Raw genomic sequence first — 14,086 nt, forward strand, 5'->3', positions numbered from 1 at the left:
AGACCATGAAGATCCTGATATCCAATGACGACGGCTTCCAGGCCCCCGGCATCGTGGCGCTGCATGATGCGCTCAAGACCCTCGACGGGGTCGAGGTGGAGGTCGTTGCGCCAGAGCACAACAACAGTGCCAAATCCAACGCGCTGACGCTGCATTCCCCGCTGTACGTGCACAAGGCAGCCAACGGCTTTCGCTACGTGAATGGCACCCCGGCAGATTGCGTGCACATTGCGCTGACCGGCCTGCTGGGCTACCGGCCCGATCTGGTGGTGTCGGGCATCAACAACGGCGCCAACATGGGCGACGACACCATCTATTCCGGCACGGTGGGGGCGGCCATGGAGGGATATCTCTTCGGCATTCCGGCCATTGCGTTCTCGCAGGTGGACAAGGGCTGGGCCGAGCTGGAGGCCGCAGCGGCCAAGGCGCGTGAGCTGGTGGCGCAGATGCGTGCGCAGCAACTGGTCAACGAAACACCCTGGCTGCTCAACGTGAACATCCCCAACATGCCGCTGGAGGCCTTGCGCCCGGCCAAGTTGTGCCGGCTGGGGCGCCGCCATGCGGCGGAACGGGTCATCGTGCAGGAAAGCCCCCGGGGCGAAGCCATGTACTGGATCGGCGGTGCCGGTGCCGCCAAGGACGATGCCGAAGGCACGGACTTTCATGCCACGGCGCAGGGCCATGTGTCCATCACGCCCCTCAAGGTGGACCTGACCGATCACGACAACCTCGGCTACTGGGCGCAGACCGCTGCCCGGTTGGCGACAGGGGCGGCTGCCGCCCCTGGGGCGTGATGCAGCGCCGCCCGGGGTTCCCGGCCAAGCTGCCGGTGCCGGGCAACGCCGCTGCGGGCAAGCCGGTGGTGGCGCCCCCGTCCGTGGCCCTGCGCAAACCGGCCGTCGCCCCGGCGCCCGCCGGGGTAGGGCTGGACTCGTCGGCTGTCCGTGCCCGCATGGTGCAAAAACTGGCGGCGGGCGGCATCACGTTGCCCCCCGTGCTGCAGGCCATGGGCGCTGTAGAGCGTCACCGGTTTGTGGACAGTGCACTGGTCAACCAGGCCTATGAGGACACCAGCCTGCCGATAGGCTTGGGCCAGACCATCTCCAAGCCCAGCGTGGTGGCGCGCATGTGCGAGCTGCTGCTGGGGGCCGAGAGTGCACGCCATGGCGGGCTGGGCCGTGTGCTGGAGATTGGCACGGGCTGCGGCTACCAGGCGGCCGTGCTGAGCCTGCTGGCCCGCGAGGTGTACACGCTGGAGCGCCTGCGCGGCCTGCACGACAAGGCGCGCGACAACCTGCGGCCGTTCCGCCTGGCCAACGTGCACCTGCTGTTTGGCGACGGCATGCTTGGCTATGCCAAAGGTGCTCCGTACGCGGCCATCATCGCGGCGGCCGGCGGCGATGCCGTGCCCATGGCGTGGTGCGACCAGCTGGCCGTGGGGGGCCGTCTGGTAGCGCCCATGGCGCTGTCGGGTGGGCAGCAGATGTTGCTGGTGATCGACAGAACCCCGCACGGATTGAAACAAAACGTGCTCGAGCCCGTGCATTTTGTCCCCCTAAAATCGGGGATTGAGTAAAGGGAATTGCTTATGTTCGTATCGCGTGGTCTTGTGGTGGGTTTTACCGTGGCAATGGCGGGTCTGGTGCTCTCCGGCTGTGGCACCCGCATGAACAAGGCTCCTGTGGAAGATCGGGGCACCTCTTCGTCAACTTCCGCGCCCGCCCCCGCAACCCAACCCGGCGTGGTGGTCACCCCCATCAAGCCGCTGCCAGGCGCAGAAAACGCTGGCAAGCCTGGCTACTACACGGTCAAGCCTGGGGATACCCTGATTCGCATTGGCCTGGAGTCCGGGCAAAGCTGGAAAGACATCGCCCGCTGGAACAATCTGGAGAATGCCAACCTGATCGAAGTCGGTCAGGTGCTGCGTGTACTGCCACCTTCTGCAGCCCCGGCGGCTGTGGCGGCTTCTGAAAATGGCGTGGTGACACGCCCGGTCACGTCTTCTTCCGTCGCTCCTGCCAGCACGCCGGCTGCGGCGCCTGCATCAGCTGCCAGCGGCGCCAAGCCCGCAGCCCCCGCTGCATCGGGCACGGTGGTGGCGGTCGCACCCGCTACACCAGCACCTGCAGCAGCGCCTGCGGGTGAGGACGAGCTGGCATTCATCTGGCCTGCGTCGGGTTCGCTGATTGCCGGCTTTGACGAAGCGCGCAACAAGGGCTTTGACATTGCCGGCAAGGCGGGTGACCCGGTGCTGGCGGCGGCGGATGGCCGTGTGGTGTATGCAGGTGCAGGCCTGCGCGGCTACGGCAATCTGATCATCCTGAAGCACAACAACACCTTCCTGACCGCCTACGCGCACAACCAAACACTGCTGGTCAAGGAAGACCAGGCGGTGCGCAAGGGGCAAAAAATCGCTGAGATGGGCAACACCGACGCCGACCGCGTCAAGCTGCACTTTGAAATCCGTCGGCAGGGCAAGCCGGTCGATCCCACGCGCTATCTGCCCTCCCGTTGAGCCCGATGGCGGATCAGTCGCCGGGCGGTCGTCCGGACGCTCCCGAGACGACTGGGCAGGAGGGCGACTCCCTCCTGCTGGCCGATGAGTCGGAAGCCCTGACCGACGCGGACAGTGAGCTGCGTGCCTTGCAGATGGGCCCCGGCCAGCACGCTGAGCGGCTGGACCGCGCGCTGGTGGAACTGGTTCCCGAGTTCTCCCGCAGCTATCTGCAGCAACTGCTGGCCCAGGGGCTGGTCAGCCTGAATGGCAGGCCTGCTCTCAAAGCCGCCGCACGGGTCAAGGCCGGCGACCAGGTGCTGCTGGAAATGCGGCCCACGCTCCAGAGCCAGGCCTTCCGGCCCGAGCCCATGGCGATTGATGTGGTGTACGAAGACGAGCACCTGCTGGTGGTGAACAAGCCCGCAGGTTTGGTCGTGCATCCTGCGCCCGGCAACTGGAGCGGTACCCTGCTCAACGGGCTGCTGGCCCGTGACGAAAAAGCCTTGCGGGTCCCTCGTGCGGGCATCGTGCACCGTCTGGACAAGGACACCAGTGGCCTCATGGTGGTGGCCCGGGACCGCGCGTGCATGGACGCCCTGGTGGCGTTGATTGCCGAGCGCAAGGTCAAACGCCAGTACGTGGCCATGGCACATGGAGCCTGGACGGGAGCCCCAACCCGCTCGGTAGACGCACCCATCGGGCGAGACCCTCGCAATCGTCTGCGCATGGCGGTGGTGGACTTGGCGGTGCACCCGGGCAAAACCGCTCGGACGGATTTCCTGTGTCTTGAAGGCGGTGAGCGAGGGTGCTGGGTGCAATGCACCTTGCACACCGGACGCACGCACCAGATCCGTGTGCACATGGCGTCTTTGCGTCATCCCTTGGTGGGCGATGCCTTGTATGGCGGTGCGCCCGTCGGAGCCTTGCAACGCCAGGCCTTGCACGCCTACCGTTTGGCTTTCGCGCATCCGGTGACGGGGGAGCCTCTGGAGTTCCGTGCCCCCGTACCCGACGATATGCGCCAGGCGCTGTCAGAATGGGGTCTCGGCTACAATGCGCCGTGAATGGCCGTGACGGCCCCAGCCCGCAGCCGGAATCCCGCCGGGCTCTACCAACGCACCAGCGCCATTGCGCGGTGCACCAATGATTGCCCCTGCTGTTGATGTGACACCCGTTGCAACGCGTGGCACTTTTCCAGGAATCGCTGAACCATGAACACGGTGGATGCCAAAAGGGTCCTCGAAACTGCGTTGATCTGCGCGCAGCAGCCCGTGCCTGTGCGCGAGTTGCGGGTGCTGTTCAATGACGCGCTGGGGTCCGACACCCTCAAGGTGCTGTTGCAGGAACTGCAGCTTGATTGGGCGCAGCGTGGGGTGGAGCTGGTACAGGTGGCGACGGGATGGCGCTTCCAGAGCCGTCCTGAAATGCGTGAATACCTGGACCGTCTGCATCCCGAAAAACCGCCCCGCTACACCCGGGCCACCATGGAAACCCTGGCCATCATTGCCTACCGGCAACCGGTCACGCGCGGGGATATCGAGGACATTCGGGGTGTGACGGTCAACAGCCTGATCATCAAACAATTGGAAGATCGGGGTTGGGTGGAGGTCATTGGCCACCGCGAAACGGTGGGGCGCCCGGCGTTGTTCGCCACGACCCGCCAGTTTCTAGACGATATGGGCCTGCAGTCTCTGGACCAACTTCCGGTGCTCGATGACCCGACAGGCAATGCGAATGTGCTGGAAGCCATGGCAGCCGCCGCCCAGGGAGTCATTGAGGGTGAGCCTGATCTGCTGGAGGTTATGCCGCACGAAGTCTGTGGGCAAGAGCCGGTGGAGTCTGGGACTGATACGGGTGGTAAATGGCCTGTGGATGATTTTTTTCAGAATGTGGAGACTGATCTCCGCGACGACCATGTTGATACCCCGGGTGGTATCCAGGGAAATACTTGATGAACGACTCGACCTCCGAAAATCCGGCCGAAGTGCCTGGGTTGAATGCCGCTGATACGGTACCTGCTGCCAAAAAGCCGGCTGCCAAGCGGGCTCCCCGCAAAAAGGCGGTGGCTGCCCCTGCTGAGGTGGCGGCGCCTGAGGCCGCGACTGCTGCGCAGGTGGGTGCACCAGACCCTGTGGTCGCAGCCCCCGCGCCTGAGGCTGCAGCGGTTGAGGCGCCGGCAGTCGCTCCGGAGTCGCCCGCTGCGGATGTGGGAGCGGTCGTGGGTGACGGCAGTTCGGAGCAACGGGAGCGCGGTCCTCGGGGAGCGCGCCGCGAGCGGCCCCCTCGCTCTGAAGGTGCGGGGCGCGACAAACGCAAGGCCGCGCCCGAAGTGGAGGGCTACCAGTTTGAAGACGTGGTGTCCGGTCGTTTCGACGAAGAGGACGCGTCTGCAGATGCAGTACCGCCAAAGCGCGTGCTGCTGCCGCAGGTTGAAACCCCCAAATTGCACAAGGTGTTGGCCCAGGCGGGTCTGGGTTCGCGCCTTGAAATGGAACAGCTGATTCTGGAAGGGCGGATTTCGGTCAATAACGAGCCCGCTCACATTGGTCAGCGCATCCAGTTTGGTGATCAGGTCAAGGTCAACGGCAAGCCGATCCGTTATCGCATTGACCCACCCCCAGCGCGTGTGATTGCGTATCACAAGCCGGTGGGCGAAGTCGTGACCCATGACGATCCTCAAAACCGACCTACCGTGTTCCGTAAGCTGCCTCGGCTGATGCAGGGCAAGTGGCAGTCGGTCGGGCGTCTGGATCTGAACACCGAGGGCCTTTTGCTGTTTACCAGCTCGGGCGAGTTGGCCAACAAGCTGATGCACCCCCGCTTCGGGCTGGAGCGTGAGTACGCCGTTCGGGTGCTGGGTGCTTTGAGCAATGAGGAGAAGCAAAAGCTGCTGGACGGTGTGCGCCTGGATGACGGCATGGCATCTTTCGGTTCCATCGAAGACGGCGGTGGCGAAGGGTCCAACTGCTGGTACCGGGTCACCATCTCCGAAGGCCGCAACCGTGAAGTGCGTCGCATGCTGGAATCGGTGGGTCATGCGGTCAGCCGCCTGATCCGCATTCGCTATGGAGCCATGGTGCTTCCGCGCGGTCTCAAGCGTGGAGCCTGGCTGGAGCTCGACGAGAGTGATATCCGCGCCTTGGTGCAGGCCGCGGGCGCTGGTCGACCCGAGTCGGTGGAGGGGCGTCCGGAAGGTGCGGCTGGTGGTGCGCGCAATGGCAGGTCGCGCAACCGTGGTCGTGGCGGCCCACGGGGCGATGGTTCGCGCCGCGACATTCCCCAATCGGCAGCCCCTAGCGGCCCCCGTGGTCAGAAGCCGCGCCGTGATGGTGGTCCAGGTCCGGCCCGTGGCAACAATGCGGCAGGCGGAGATCGCCAGCGGGGAGGCGCAGCCCAGCCCGATCCGATGAAGACCTCGGTGGGTTACATCGGTATGGACAGCCTTTCACGACACCGCCAGGACAAACGCCGTCCGGGCGGTGGTGGCCCTCGGCGTGGCGGAGGCGGGCGCTGAGCGTCACTCTCGTCACACTCCCCGGTTAGAATCGAGGGCTTTGTCCGGTGGACAAACGAATCACAGCAACAAAGGAAATCAACATGGCAATCGAACGCACCCTCTCCATCATCAAGCCTGACGCAGTCGCCAAGAACGTCATCGGCCAGATCTACGCCCGTTTTGAAGCCGCCGGCCTCAAGATCGTGGCGGCCCGCATGGCCCACCTGTCGCGCCTGGAAGCCGAACAGTTCTACGCAGTGCACAAAGAGCGTCCTTTCTTCAAGGACCTGGTGGACTTCATGATCTCCGGCCCCGTGATGATCCAGGCCCTGGAAGGCGAGAACGCCATCCTGAAGAACCGTGAACTCATGGGCGCAACGGACCCCAAGAAGGCTGAAGCCGGCACCATTCGCGCAGACTTCGCAGACAGCATCGATGCCAACGCAGTGCACGGCTCCGACGCCGCTGAAACCGCACAAGCCGAAGTGGCATTCTTCTTCCCCGGCCTGAACATCTACTCGCGCTGAGATGTCGACGCTCCCCATGTACGCACCCGCCTCGGTGGGAATTCCGTGCCATGGGGGTAGCTGTGCCTGGTCTACGGTGGGTTCGGCACCATGAGTACGAATCTGCTGGAATTCGATCTGGACGGCTTGGCCGCGTTTTGTGAGCGGCTGGGGGAAAAGCGCTTTCGCGCCACCCAGCTGTTCCGCTGGATTCACCAGCGCGGGGCCAGTGATTTTGACGCCATGAGTGACCTGGCCAAGGCCTTGCGCGACAAGCTCAAAGGCTGTGCGCGGGTCGAGGCGCTTCCTGTTATCTCTGAGCACGTGTCTTCCGATGGCACGGTCAAGTGGCTGTTTGATGTCGGTGATGGCAACGCGGTGGAAGCCGTGTTCATCCCCGAGGATGATCGCGGGACGCTCTGTGTGTCATCCCAGGCTGGCTGCGCCGTCGGTTGCCGTTTCTGCTCGACGGGTCATCAGGGTTTCAGTCGCAATCTGACGACGGGCGAGATCGTTGCCCAGCTGTGGTTTGCAGAGCATTCGCTGCGCAAGCGCCTGCAGACCGACGAGCGTGTGATCTCCAACGTGGTCATGATGGGGATGGGAGAGCCGCTACAGAACTATTCGGCACTGGTCCCTGCGCTCAAGGTCATGCTGGATGACCACGGCTACGGGCTGTCGCGCCGCCGTGTGACGGTGTCCACGTCAGGCGTGGTGCCCATGATGGACCGTCTTTCGCAAGACTGCCCTGTGGCGCTGGCTGTTTCACTGCATGCGCCCAACGACCCTTTGCGGGACAACCTGGTGCCGCTCAATCGCAAGTATCCGATCAGCGAGTTGCTGGATGCCTGCAATCGCTACTTGCAGCATGCGCCCCGTGATTTCATCACCTTCGAATACTGCATGCTCGATGGCGTCAACGACCAGGTGGAGCACGCGCGCCAACTGATCGAGTTGGTCAAGCGCACTGGCATTCGCTGCAAGTTCAATCTGATTCCTTTTAATCCGTTTCCTGCATCAGGGCTGTTGCGGTCTCCGCACAATCAGGTGCAAGCCTTTGCAAAGATGCTGAGTGACGCGGGCATCATCACCACCGTGCGCAAGACGCGAGGGGATGACATCGACGCGGCATGCGGCCAATTGGCGGGGGACGTCAAAGATCGCACCCGTGCCGCAGAGCGCATGGCAAAGCAGCGCACAATCGTGCTCAAACCGGTGACTTGATCAGGCTAGTTGGCAAACTTCAAGGAGGCTCTACATGGCGGGAATGGTTGGACGCTGGCGGCAGATTGGCCGCTTGACACTCACGGCATGCAGTGCGGTGGTTTGCATCTGGGCGCTTCAGGGGTGTGCAACCAACACCTCGCCTGCAGTCAGCGACGCCGACGCCGGCTTGGTAACACCGTCCGATGAGCCAGAGTCGCGGCGCCGCGCGCGCATTCGGCTGGAGTTGGCTTCCAACTATTTCGAACTGGGGCAGACGGTGGTGGCTCTGGATGAGGTCAAGCAGTCTCTGTCCGCCGACCCTTCCTACGCGGATGCCTTCAACCTGCGTGGTCTGATTTACATGCGGTTGAATGACTATTCGCAGGCGGAAGACAGTTTTCGCCGCGCCTTATCGCTGCGCGCAAACGACGCCAACGTTCTGCACAACTATGGCTGGCTGATGTGTCAGCAGCAAAAGTATGCGGAGGCTGACCCATATTTTGCGCGCGCCATAGCCAACCCCGCTTATGCAGCGCGTGGCAAAACCTGGATGGCGCGTGGACTGTGCCAGTCGGGAGCAGGACAGTTCCCTGAAGCGGAACAGTCTTTTCTGAAGGCCTATGAATTCGATGCGGCGAACCCGGTGGTCGGGTACCACCTGGCTGCGCTTTTGTTGCGTCGCAATGAGCTTTCGCGCGCGCAGTTTTATATCCGACGGCTCAACAACAGTGATTTTGCGAACTCCGAATCCTTGTGGTTGGGCATCAAGGTGGAGCGGGCTTTGGGCGACGCCGTGGCAATGAGGCAATTGGCGGCCCAGTTGCGCAAGCGTTTCCCGGATTCCCGGGAGTTGAGTGCATACGAACGCGGGGCTTTCAATGAGTGAGGTGGTAGAGAGTGGAATGACGGCGGGCGGTTTGCTCAAGGAAGCTCGGCAGGCAGCCGGCATGCACATCGCCGCCCTTGCAGTTGTGCTGAAGGTGCCTGTGAGTAAGCTTGAGGCTTTGGAAGCAAACGACTATACGTTTTTGCCTGATAGAGTGTTTGTGCGTGCGCTCGCCTCTAGTGTGTGTCGTACTCTCAGGGTCGATCCTGCACCTATTTTGGCTTTGTTACCTCAAAGTCAAAGCCCACATTTGTCACTAGACAGCGCCGGCATCAATGCGCCCTTAAAAGGAAAAGGAGATGCTGGTAAATTGCCTGCTGTGCCCTTCATAGGCGCAAGGTCAGGTTCGAGATCTGTTGTGATTTGGATTATCCCTCTGCTGTTGCTGGCTGCTCTGGTCTTGTTCTTTGCCCCTCGGCACTCTGCGTCAGTTGTTTCTGGTGATGCGGTGTCTGAAGATTTGTCAGCCAGCGCTTCGGAGTCTGCGGTAGCAGATGTACCCTCGATAATGGATCATTCCGTCGAGGTATCCTCCTCTGCATTGTCTGTCGCTCCCTTGGCGGCCTCAGCTTCTCCTGCCGCGTTCTCCGGATCTTCTGCTGTTTCATTGCCATTGCCTGCTTCTGTGGCCAGTGGCGTGGCGACGAGCAACGCAACCGCCGCTGATGGCGCGGCAGGTGCCTCCGCCGGGCCGCTGGTATTGCGTGCGCGCAGCGCGTCGTGGGTGCAGGTCCGCGATGCCAACGGAGTGCTGGCGCTGCAACGCAACTTGGCGGCTGGAGAGACGGTGTCGGTGTCAGGGCCCACGCCTTTGGCGGTGATCGTGGGACGCGCAGATGCCACCGAAGTGACTGTGCGTGGAAAGCCGTTTGATCTGACGGCTGTTGCCCGCGAAAACGTAGCGCGTTTTGAGGTGAAGTAGTGCAAGACTCCCCACTTGATTTTGGGCCCGTAGCAATTGCTTTGCCCTTGCCACGGCGCTCGCGTCAGGCCAAGGTTGTCTGGGGTTCACGTGTGGTAACGGTGGGCGGGGACGCCCCCGTGCGCGTGCAGTCAATGACCAACACCGATACCGTCGATGCCATCGGAACGGCGATTCAGGTCAAAGAACTCGCCCAGGCGGGCTCGGAGTTTGTCCGCATCACGGTCAATACCCCCGAGGCGGCTGCGGCGGTGCCCTACATCCGCGAACAGCTGGACCGTATGGGTGAAAGTGTTCCGTTGGTTGGTGATTTCCACTACAACGGCCACCGCTTGCTCACCGAGTTTCCCGACTGTGCCCAGGCCTTGTCAAAGTATCGGGTCAATCCTGGCAATGTGGGCAAGGGTGACAAACGCGACAAGCAGTTTGGCCAGATGATTGAAGCGGCCATGCGCTGGAACAAGGCCGTGCGCATTGGTGTCAACTGGGGCAGTCTCGACCAGGAACTGTTGGCCGAGCTGATGGATACGAACAGCCGTCGCAGTACCCCCTGGGAGGCTCGTCAGGTCATGTACGAGGCCCTCATCACATCGGCCATTGAATCTGCGCGTCGTGCGGAGTCCATGGGGATGGACGGCAACCAGATTATCTTGTCGTGCAAAGTCAGCGGAGTGCAGGATCTGATTTCGGTGTACCGCGAGTTGGCGCGCCGTTGCGACTACGCTTTGCACCTGGGCCTGACCGAAGCGGGTATGGGTACCAAGGGAACGGTCGCTTCGGCGGCCGCTTTGTCCGTGCTGCTGCAAGAGGGCATTGGCGACACGATTCGTGTGTCGTTGACACCCCAGCCTGGCGAGGCGCGTACCCAGGAAGTGGTCGTGGCATCCGAAATCTTGCAGGCCTTGGGTATGCGGGTTTTTGTGCCCAGCGTCACCGCTTGTCCTGGATGTGGCCGTACCACCAGCACCACTTTTCAGGACTTGGCCAAGCAGATTGATGATTTCCTGCGGGCACAAATGCCCGTGTGGCGTGTGCGATATCCGGGCGTGGAGACTTTACGGGTGGCGGTCATGGGTTGCATCGTCAACGGCCCGGGTGAAAGCAAGCACGCGGACATCGGTATCAGCCTTCCAGGCACGGGAGAGGCGCCAGCCGCCCCGGTCTTTATCGACGGGGAAAAGGCAATGACCCTGCGCGGCGACGACATTGCCAATGAGTTTCATCGTATCGTCGAGCAGTACATCGAAAAGCGTTTTGGCGCTGGAGTCGCTGCTGTTTGAATGATGGCGCTGCCATGGCCTGTCCTGGAATGTATTCAGGGGCAGGGCCAAAGTAGTTTTTGTCAATTTCTGCAAGACATAGAAAAGAAGCGCTGTGAGCAACGAAAAAAACACCCTCTCGCCCAAGCCGGAGAAGCTGGTGGCGGTGAAGGGCATGAACGACATCCTGCCGCCAGAGTCCGCCCGTTGGGAATGGTTGGAGGCCAAGGTGCGCGATCTGATGGCGCGCTATGCCTACCGCAATATTCGGACTCCGATTGTCGAGCCTACGCCGCTGTTCGTGCGGGGACTGGGCGAGGTCACCGATATTGTGGAGAAGGAGATGTACTCGTTTGAGGATCGCCTCAACGGAGAGCAACTCACCCTTCGCCCCGAAGCGACGGCCGGTGTGGTGCGCGCCGTCGCGGAGCACTCCATGCTGTACGACGGTGGCAAGCGGCTGTATTACATGGGCCCCATGTTTCGTCATGAGCGCCCCCAACGAGGACGCTACCGCCAGTTTCACCAGATCGGCGCCGAGGCACTGGGTTTTCCCGGCGCCGAGGTTGACGCAGAACTGATTCTGCTGGCCAGTGCACTGTGGCGCGATCTGGGCCTGCAGAATGTGCGCCTCGAACTCAACAGCTTGGGGCAGCCGGACGAGCGCAAGGCTCACCGGGCAGCATTGATTGCGTATCTGGAAAAGCACATCGATCTTCTGGACGAAGAAGCACGCCGACGGCTGCACAGCAATCCGCTGCGCATCCTGGATACCAAGAATCCAGCAATGCAGTCAGTGGTGGAGGCCGCCCCCCGGTTGATTGACTTCCTGGGCGAAGAGTCTTTGGCCCACTTCAATGCGGTTAAGGCCATTCTCGACGCCAATGGCGTGGCCTGGACGGTGAACCCCCGCCTGGTCCGCGGCATGGACTATTACAACCTCACCGTGTTTGAGTTTGTGACTGATCAGTTGGGCTCGCAGGGCACGATCTGCGGTGGAGGTCGCTACGACTATTTGATCGAACAGATCGGCGGCAAGGCCGCACCCGCAGTGGGTTGGGCGCTAGGGGTGGAGCGCGTTCTGGAGTTGCTCAAGGAGCAGCAAAGTGCACCCCCCTCTTTGGCGCCTGATGTTTATGCCATTGTTCCCTCGACGGCCGTGTTGCCCCGGGCGGTGACCACCGCCGAGCAATTGCGTCGACACGGTATTCGCGTCCAAATGCATGCGGCGCCTTCATTGGATGGCATGGGCAGTATGAAGTCGCAGTTCAAGAAGGCTGATGCCAGTGGCGCCGCGTACGCCCTGGTGTTTGGTGATGATGAGCTGTCTCGTGGCATGGTGACCGTCAAAGCCTTGCGAGATGGCGCAGGCGAGCAGACAGAGCGCCCGCTGGAATCAGTTGCCCAATGGGCGGCCACCCTACAATCCACCCGCTAAACCAATCACATTCCATGGCAAATCATCTCGACCTTGAAGAACAAGAGCAGTTAGACCAGCTCAAACATTTTTGGAATACCTGGGGCACTTTGATCAGCTCTGTGGTCATCGTCGTTGCGGGCGGAGCGGCAGCATGGAACGGTTACCAGTACTGGCAAACCCGTCAGGCCACGCAGGCCGCCGCTTTGTTTGATGCGGTGGATGTGGCAGCACGGTCTGCAGACAATGCCCGCATGGAGCAGGCTTTTGCTGATTTGAAGGCCAAATATGCAGGGACTGTGCAGGCTGGACAAGCGGGTCTGACGCTTGCCAAGGCCATGCAGGGGGCTGGCAACGCCGATGGTGCCAAAGAAGCGCTCGCCTGGGTCGCAGAACAATCTTCAGACGAAGGCCTCAAGGCGTTGGCCAAACTGCGGCTGGCAGGTGTGCTGATGGATCAGAAGAATTACGACGCAGCGCTCAAGCAACTGTCTGGCAGCTTTCCACCCGAGTTCTCGTCCGTTGTGGCAGATCGCAAAGGTGATGTGCTGGCACTCCAGGAAAAGCGCCCGGAAGCGATTGCCGAATACACCAAGGCCTACAAAGGGTTCGAAGACAGTGTGGAGTACCGCCGCCTCGTGGAAATCAAACTCAACGCGCTGGGGGTCACGCTGCAAGGTGTGACTGTGGCCGCTGCGGCAACCGCAACCCCTGCAGAGTCCAAATAACCATGACATCGCCTATCAACACAAGGTCTGGGCACCTGTTTTTTGTGCGGGGGCTGTTGGCGGCATTGGTGGCCACCACGTTGACTGGTTGCTCTTTGTGGAGCGCCGACAAGGCAAAGCCGGTGCCTGCGGACCTTGGCGCCAATGTGGCTGTCCTGGGGGTGAGGCAGGCGTGGACGGCGCGCGTCGGTAGCGTGGCGGGCTTGCCTCTTGAGCCCCATGTTGCTGGAAATGTCGTGACGGTGGCGTCCGCTGATGGCGCTGTGGCGGCCTTGGACGCGCGCACGGGGGGAGACATCTGGCGGGTGGCGCTGGCCGAGCCCTTGTCGGCAGCTGTGGGCAGCGACGGCAAATTTGCGGCGGTGGTATCGCGCAACAACGCACTCATCGTGATGGATGGTGGCCGTGAGCGTTGGCGTGAGACGCTTGCCGCACAGGTCTTCACTCCCCCCTTGGTCGCAGGCGGTCGGGTGTTTGTGCTGTCGGCAGATCGATCAGTGTCTGCCTTCGATCTTGCCACGGGCCGTCGTCTCTGGGCGCAGCAGCGCCCAGGAGAACCGTTGATACTGCGTCAAGCTGGCGTATTGCTTGCGGTGGGTGACACCCTGGTGGTGGGCTTGTCGGGCCGCTTGGTCGGATTCAATCCTGACAACGGCAGTGTGAGGTGGGAAGCGCCCATCGCCAGCCCGCGTGGCACGAACGATGTCGAGCGCTTGGTGGAATTGGTGGGGCGCACCAGCCGTGTGGGTGAAACCGTGTGCGCTCGGTCTTTCCAAGCCGCTGTCGGCTGTGTGAACACGGCCCGGGGGGCGACGCTCTGGACGCAGCCCGCCAGCGGGTCCGAAGGCATTCATGGCGATGCGGACACCATTTTTGGTTCGGAAAGCAATGGGACGCTTGTCGCTTGGCGCCGTGCGGATGGCTCGCGCCTGTGGAGTATCGACCGACTCAAGTACCGCAAACTCACGGCACCGCTGCTTTTGGGGCGCTCGGTTGTCGTCGGTGACGATGCCGGCTTGGTGCATCTGCTGTCTCGCACCGATGGCTCCCCCCTGAACCGACTGGCAACAGATGGTTCAGCCATCGCGGCTGCCCCGGTGGTGGCTGCAGATACGCTGGTGGTGGTTACCCGCAACGGCGGTATATACGGATTCCGTCCAGATTGATCG

General features: G+C 62.1%; 14 protein-coding genes. All 14 read left to right on the top strand.

The genetic code is table 11. The features are described from left to right. Positions 1-5: 5 nt before the first annotated feature. The 14 genes from surE to bamB all read left to right on the top strand — a co-directional run bounded on the left by surE (position 6) and on the right by bamB (position 14,083). Positions 6-794, top strand: coding sequence for a 5'/3'-nucleotidase SurE (gene surE / locus C380_RS08265; protein WP_015013404.1), 789 nt, complete (start codon positions 6-8; stop codon positions 792-794). Then, positions 794-1,576, top strand: coding sequence for a protein-L-isoaspartate(D-aspartate) O-methyltransferase (locus tag C380_RS08270; protein WP_015013405.1), 783 nt, complete (start codon positions 794-796; stop codon positions 1,574-1,576). Before surE ends, C380_RS08270 begins: the two co-directional genes overlap by 1 nt. A 12-nt stretch (positions 1,577-1,588) precedes the next feature. Then, positions 1,589-2,515 (top strand): peptidoglycan DD-metalloendopeptidase family protein, encoded by a 927-nt coding sequence (locus C380_RS08275; RefSeq protein WP_015013406.1) that lies wholly within the window; start codon positions 1,589-1,591, stop codon positions 2,513-2,515. Between the two features lie 5 nt (positions 2,516-2,520). Beyond that, on the top strand, positions 2,521-3,561 hold the full coding sequence (locus C380_RS08280; protein WP_015013407.1) for an RluA family pseudouridine synthase: 1,041 nt from the start codon (positions 2,521-2,523) through the stop codon (positions 3,559-3,561). Between the two features lie 147 nt (positions 3,562-3,708). Then, entirely contained in the window at positions 3,709-4,449 is a 741-nt protein-coding gene (gene scpB, locus C380_RS08285) for an SMC-Scp complex subunit ScpB (protein ID WP_015013408.1), read from the top strand. Beyond that, complete coding sequence (locus C380_RS08290) at positions 4,449-6,011, top strand: pseudouridine synthase (RefSeq protein ID WP_015013409.1); 1,563 nt, start codon at positions 4,449-4,451, stop codon at positions 6,009-6,011. Before scpB ends, C380_RS08290 begins: the two co-directional genes overlap by 1 nt. Positions 6,012-6,094: 83 nt before the next feature. Further along, on the top strand, positions 6,095-6,520 hold the full coding sequence (gene ndk, locus C380_RS08295) for a nucleoside-diphosphate kinase (protein ID WP_015013410.1): 426 nt from the start codon (positions 6,095-6,097) through the stop codon (positions 6,518-6,520). A gap of 90 nt (positions 6,521-6,610) precedes the next feature. Beyond that, positions 6,611-7,723 (top strand): 23S rRNA (adenine(2503)-C(2))-methyltransferase RlmN, encoded by a 1,113-nt coding sequence (gene rlmN, locus C380_RS08300; protein ID WP_015013411.1) that lies wholly within the window; start codon positions 6,611-6,613, stop codon positions 7,721-7,723. Positions 7,724-7,757: 34 nt separating this feature from the next. After that, positions 7,758-8,591 (top strand): type IV pilus biogenesis/stability protein PilW, encoded by an 834-nt coding sequence (pilW, locus tag C380_RS08305; RefSeq protein WP_015013412.1) that lies wholly within the window; start codon positions 7,758-7,760, stop codon positions 8,589-8,591. A gap of 16 nt (positions 8,592-8,607) precedes the next feature. Next, a complete protein-coding gene (locus C380_RS08310) occupies positions 8,608-9,513 on the top strand; it encodes a helix-turn-helix domain-containing protein (RefSeq protein ID WP_015013413.1) in 906 nt (301 codons plus the stop codon). Further along, positions 9,513-10,793 carry a flavodoxin-dependent (E)-4-hydroxy-3-methylbut-2-enyl-diphosphate synthase gene (ispG, locus tag C380_RS08315; protein WP_015013414.1) on the top strand — a complete coding sequence of 427 codons (1,281 nt, stop codon included), beginning with the start codon at positions 9,513-9,515 and terminating at the stop codon, positions 10,791-10,793. Before C380_RS08310 ends, ispG begins: the two co-directional genes overlap by 1 nt. Before the next feature lie 154 nt (positions 10,794-10,947). After that, positions 10,948-12,210 (top strand): histidine--tRNA ligase, encoded by a 1,263-nt coding sequence (gene hisS / locus C380_RS08320; RefSeq protein WP_043566255.1) that lies wholly within the window; start codon positions 10,948-10,950, stop codon positions 12,208-12,210. Positions 12,211-12,224: 14 nt separating this feature from the next. After that, positions 12,225-12,917: a tetratricopeptide repeat protein gene (locus C380_RS08325; protein WP_043565275.1), complete on the top strand. Its 693-nt coding sequence runs from the start codon at positions 12,225-12,227 to the stop codon at positions 12,915-12,917. 2 nt (positions 12,918-12,919) lie between these two features. Beyond that, positions 12,920-14,083, top strand: a complete 1,164-nt coding sequence (gene bamB, locus C380_RS08330; RefSeq protein ID WP_015013417.1) for an outer membrane protein assembly factor BamB — start codon at positions 12,920-12,922, stop codon at positions 14,081-14,083. The last annotated feature ends 3 nt before the right edge of the window (positions 14,084-14,086 follow it).

It is taken from the genome of Acidovorax sp. KKS102, from assembly GCF_000302535.1.
Classification (GTDB): domain Bacteria; phylum Pseudomonadota; class Gammaproteobacteria; order Burkholderiales; family Burkholderiaceae_C; genus Acidovorax.

Excerpts from the sequence above, each read along its gene's own strand:
- pilW (WP_015013412.1), top strand. The coding sequence starts at position 7,758 with ATGGCGGGAATGGTTGGACGCTGGCGGCAGATTGGCCGCTTGACACTC.
- surE (WP_015013404.1), top strand. The coding sequence starts at position 6 with ATGAAGATCCTGATATCCAATGACGACGGCTTCCAGGCCCCCGGCATC.
- bamB (WP_015013417.1), top strand. The coding sequence starts at position 12,920 with ATGACATCGCCTATCAACACAAGGTCTGGGCACCTGTTTTTTGTGCGG.
- hisS (WP_043566255.1), top strand. The coding sequence starts at position 10,948 with ATGAACGACATCCTGCCGCCAGAGTCCGCCCGTTGGGAATGGTTGGAG.
- C380_RS08275 (WP_015013406.1), top strand. The coding sequence starts at position 1,589 with ATGTTCGTATCGCGTGGTCTTGTGGTGGGTTTTACCGTGGCAATGGCG.
- rlmN (WP_015013411.1), top strand. The coding sequence starts at position 6,611 with ATGAGTACGAATCTGCTGGAATTCGATCTGGACGGCTTGGCCGCGTTT.
- C380_RS08325 (WP_043565275.1), top strand. The coding sequence starts at position 12,225 with ATGGCAAATCATCTCGACCTTGAAGAACAAGAGCAGTTAGACCAGCTC.
- C380_RS08280 (WP_015013407.1), top strand. The coding sequence starts at position 2,521 with ATGGCGGATCAGTCGCCGGGCGGTCGTCCGGACGCTCCCGAGACGACT.
- scpB (WP_015013408.1), top strand. The coding sequence starts at position 3,709 with ATGAACACGGTGGATGCCAAAAGGGTCCTCGAAACTGCGTTGATCTGC.
- C380_RS08290 (WP_015013409.1), top strand. The coding sequence starts at position 4,449 with ATGAACGACTCGACCTCCGAAAATCCGGCCGAAGTGCCTGGGTTGAAT.
- C380_RS08310 (WP_015013413.1), top strand. The coding sequence starts at position 8,608 with ATGACGGCGGGCGGTTTGCTCAAGGAAGCTCGGCAGGCAGCCGGCATG.
- C380_RS08270 (WP_015013405.1), top strand. The coding sequence starts at position 794 with ATGCAGCGCCGCCCGGGGTTCCCGGCCAAGCTGCCGGTGCCGGGCAAC.
- ndk (WP_015013410.1), top strand. The coding sequence starts at position 6,095 with ATGGCAATCGAACGCACCCTCTCCATCATCAAGCCTGACGCAGTCGCC.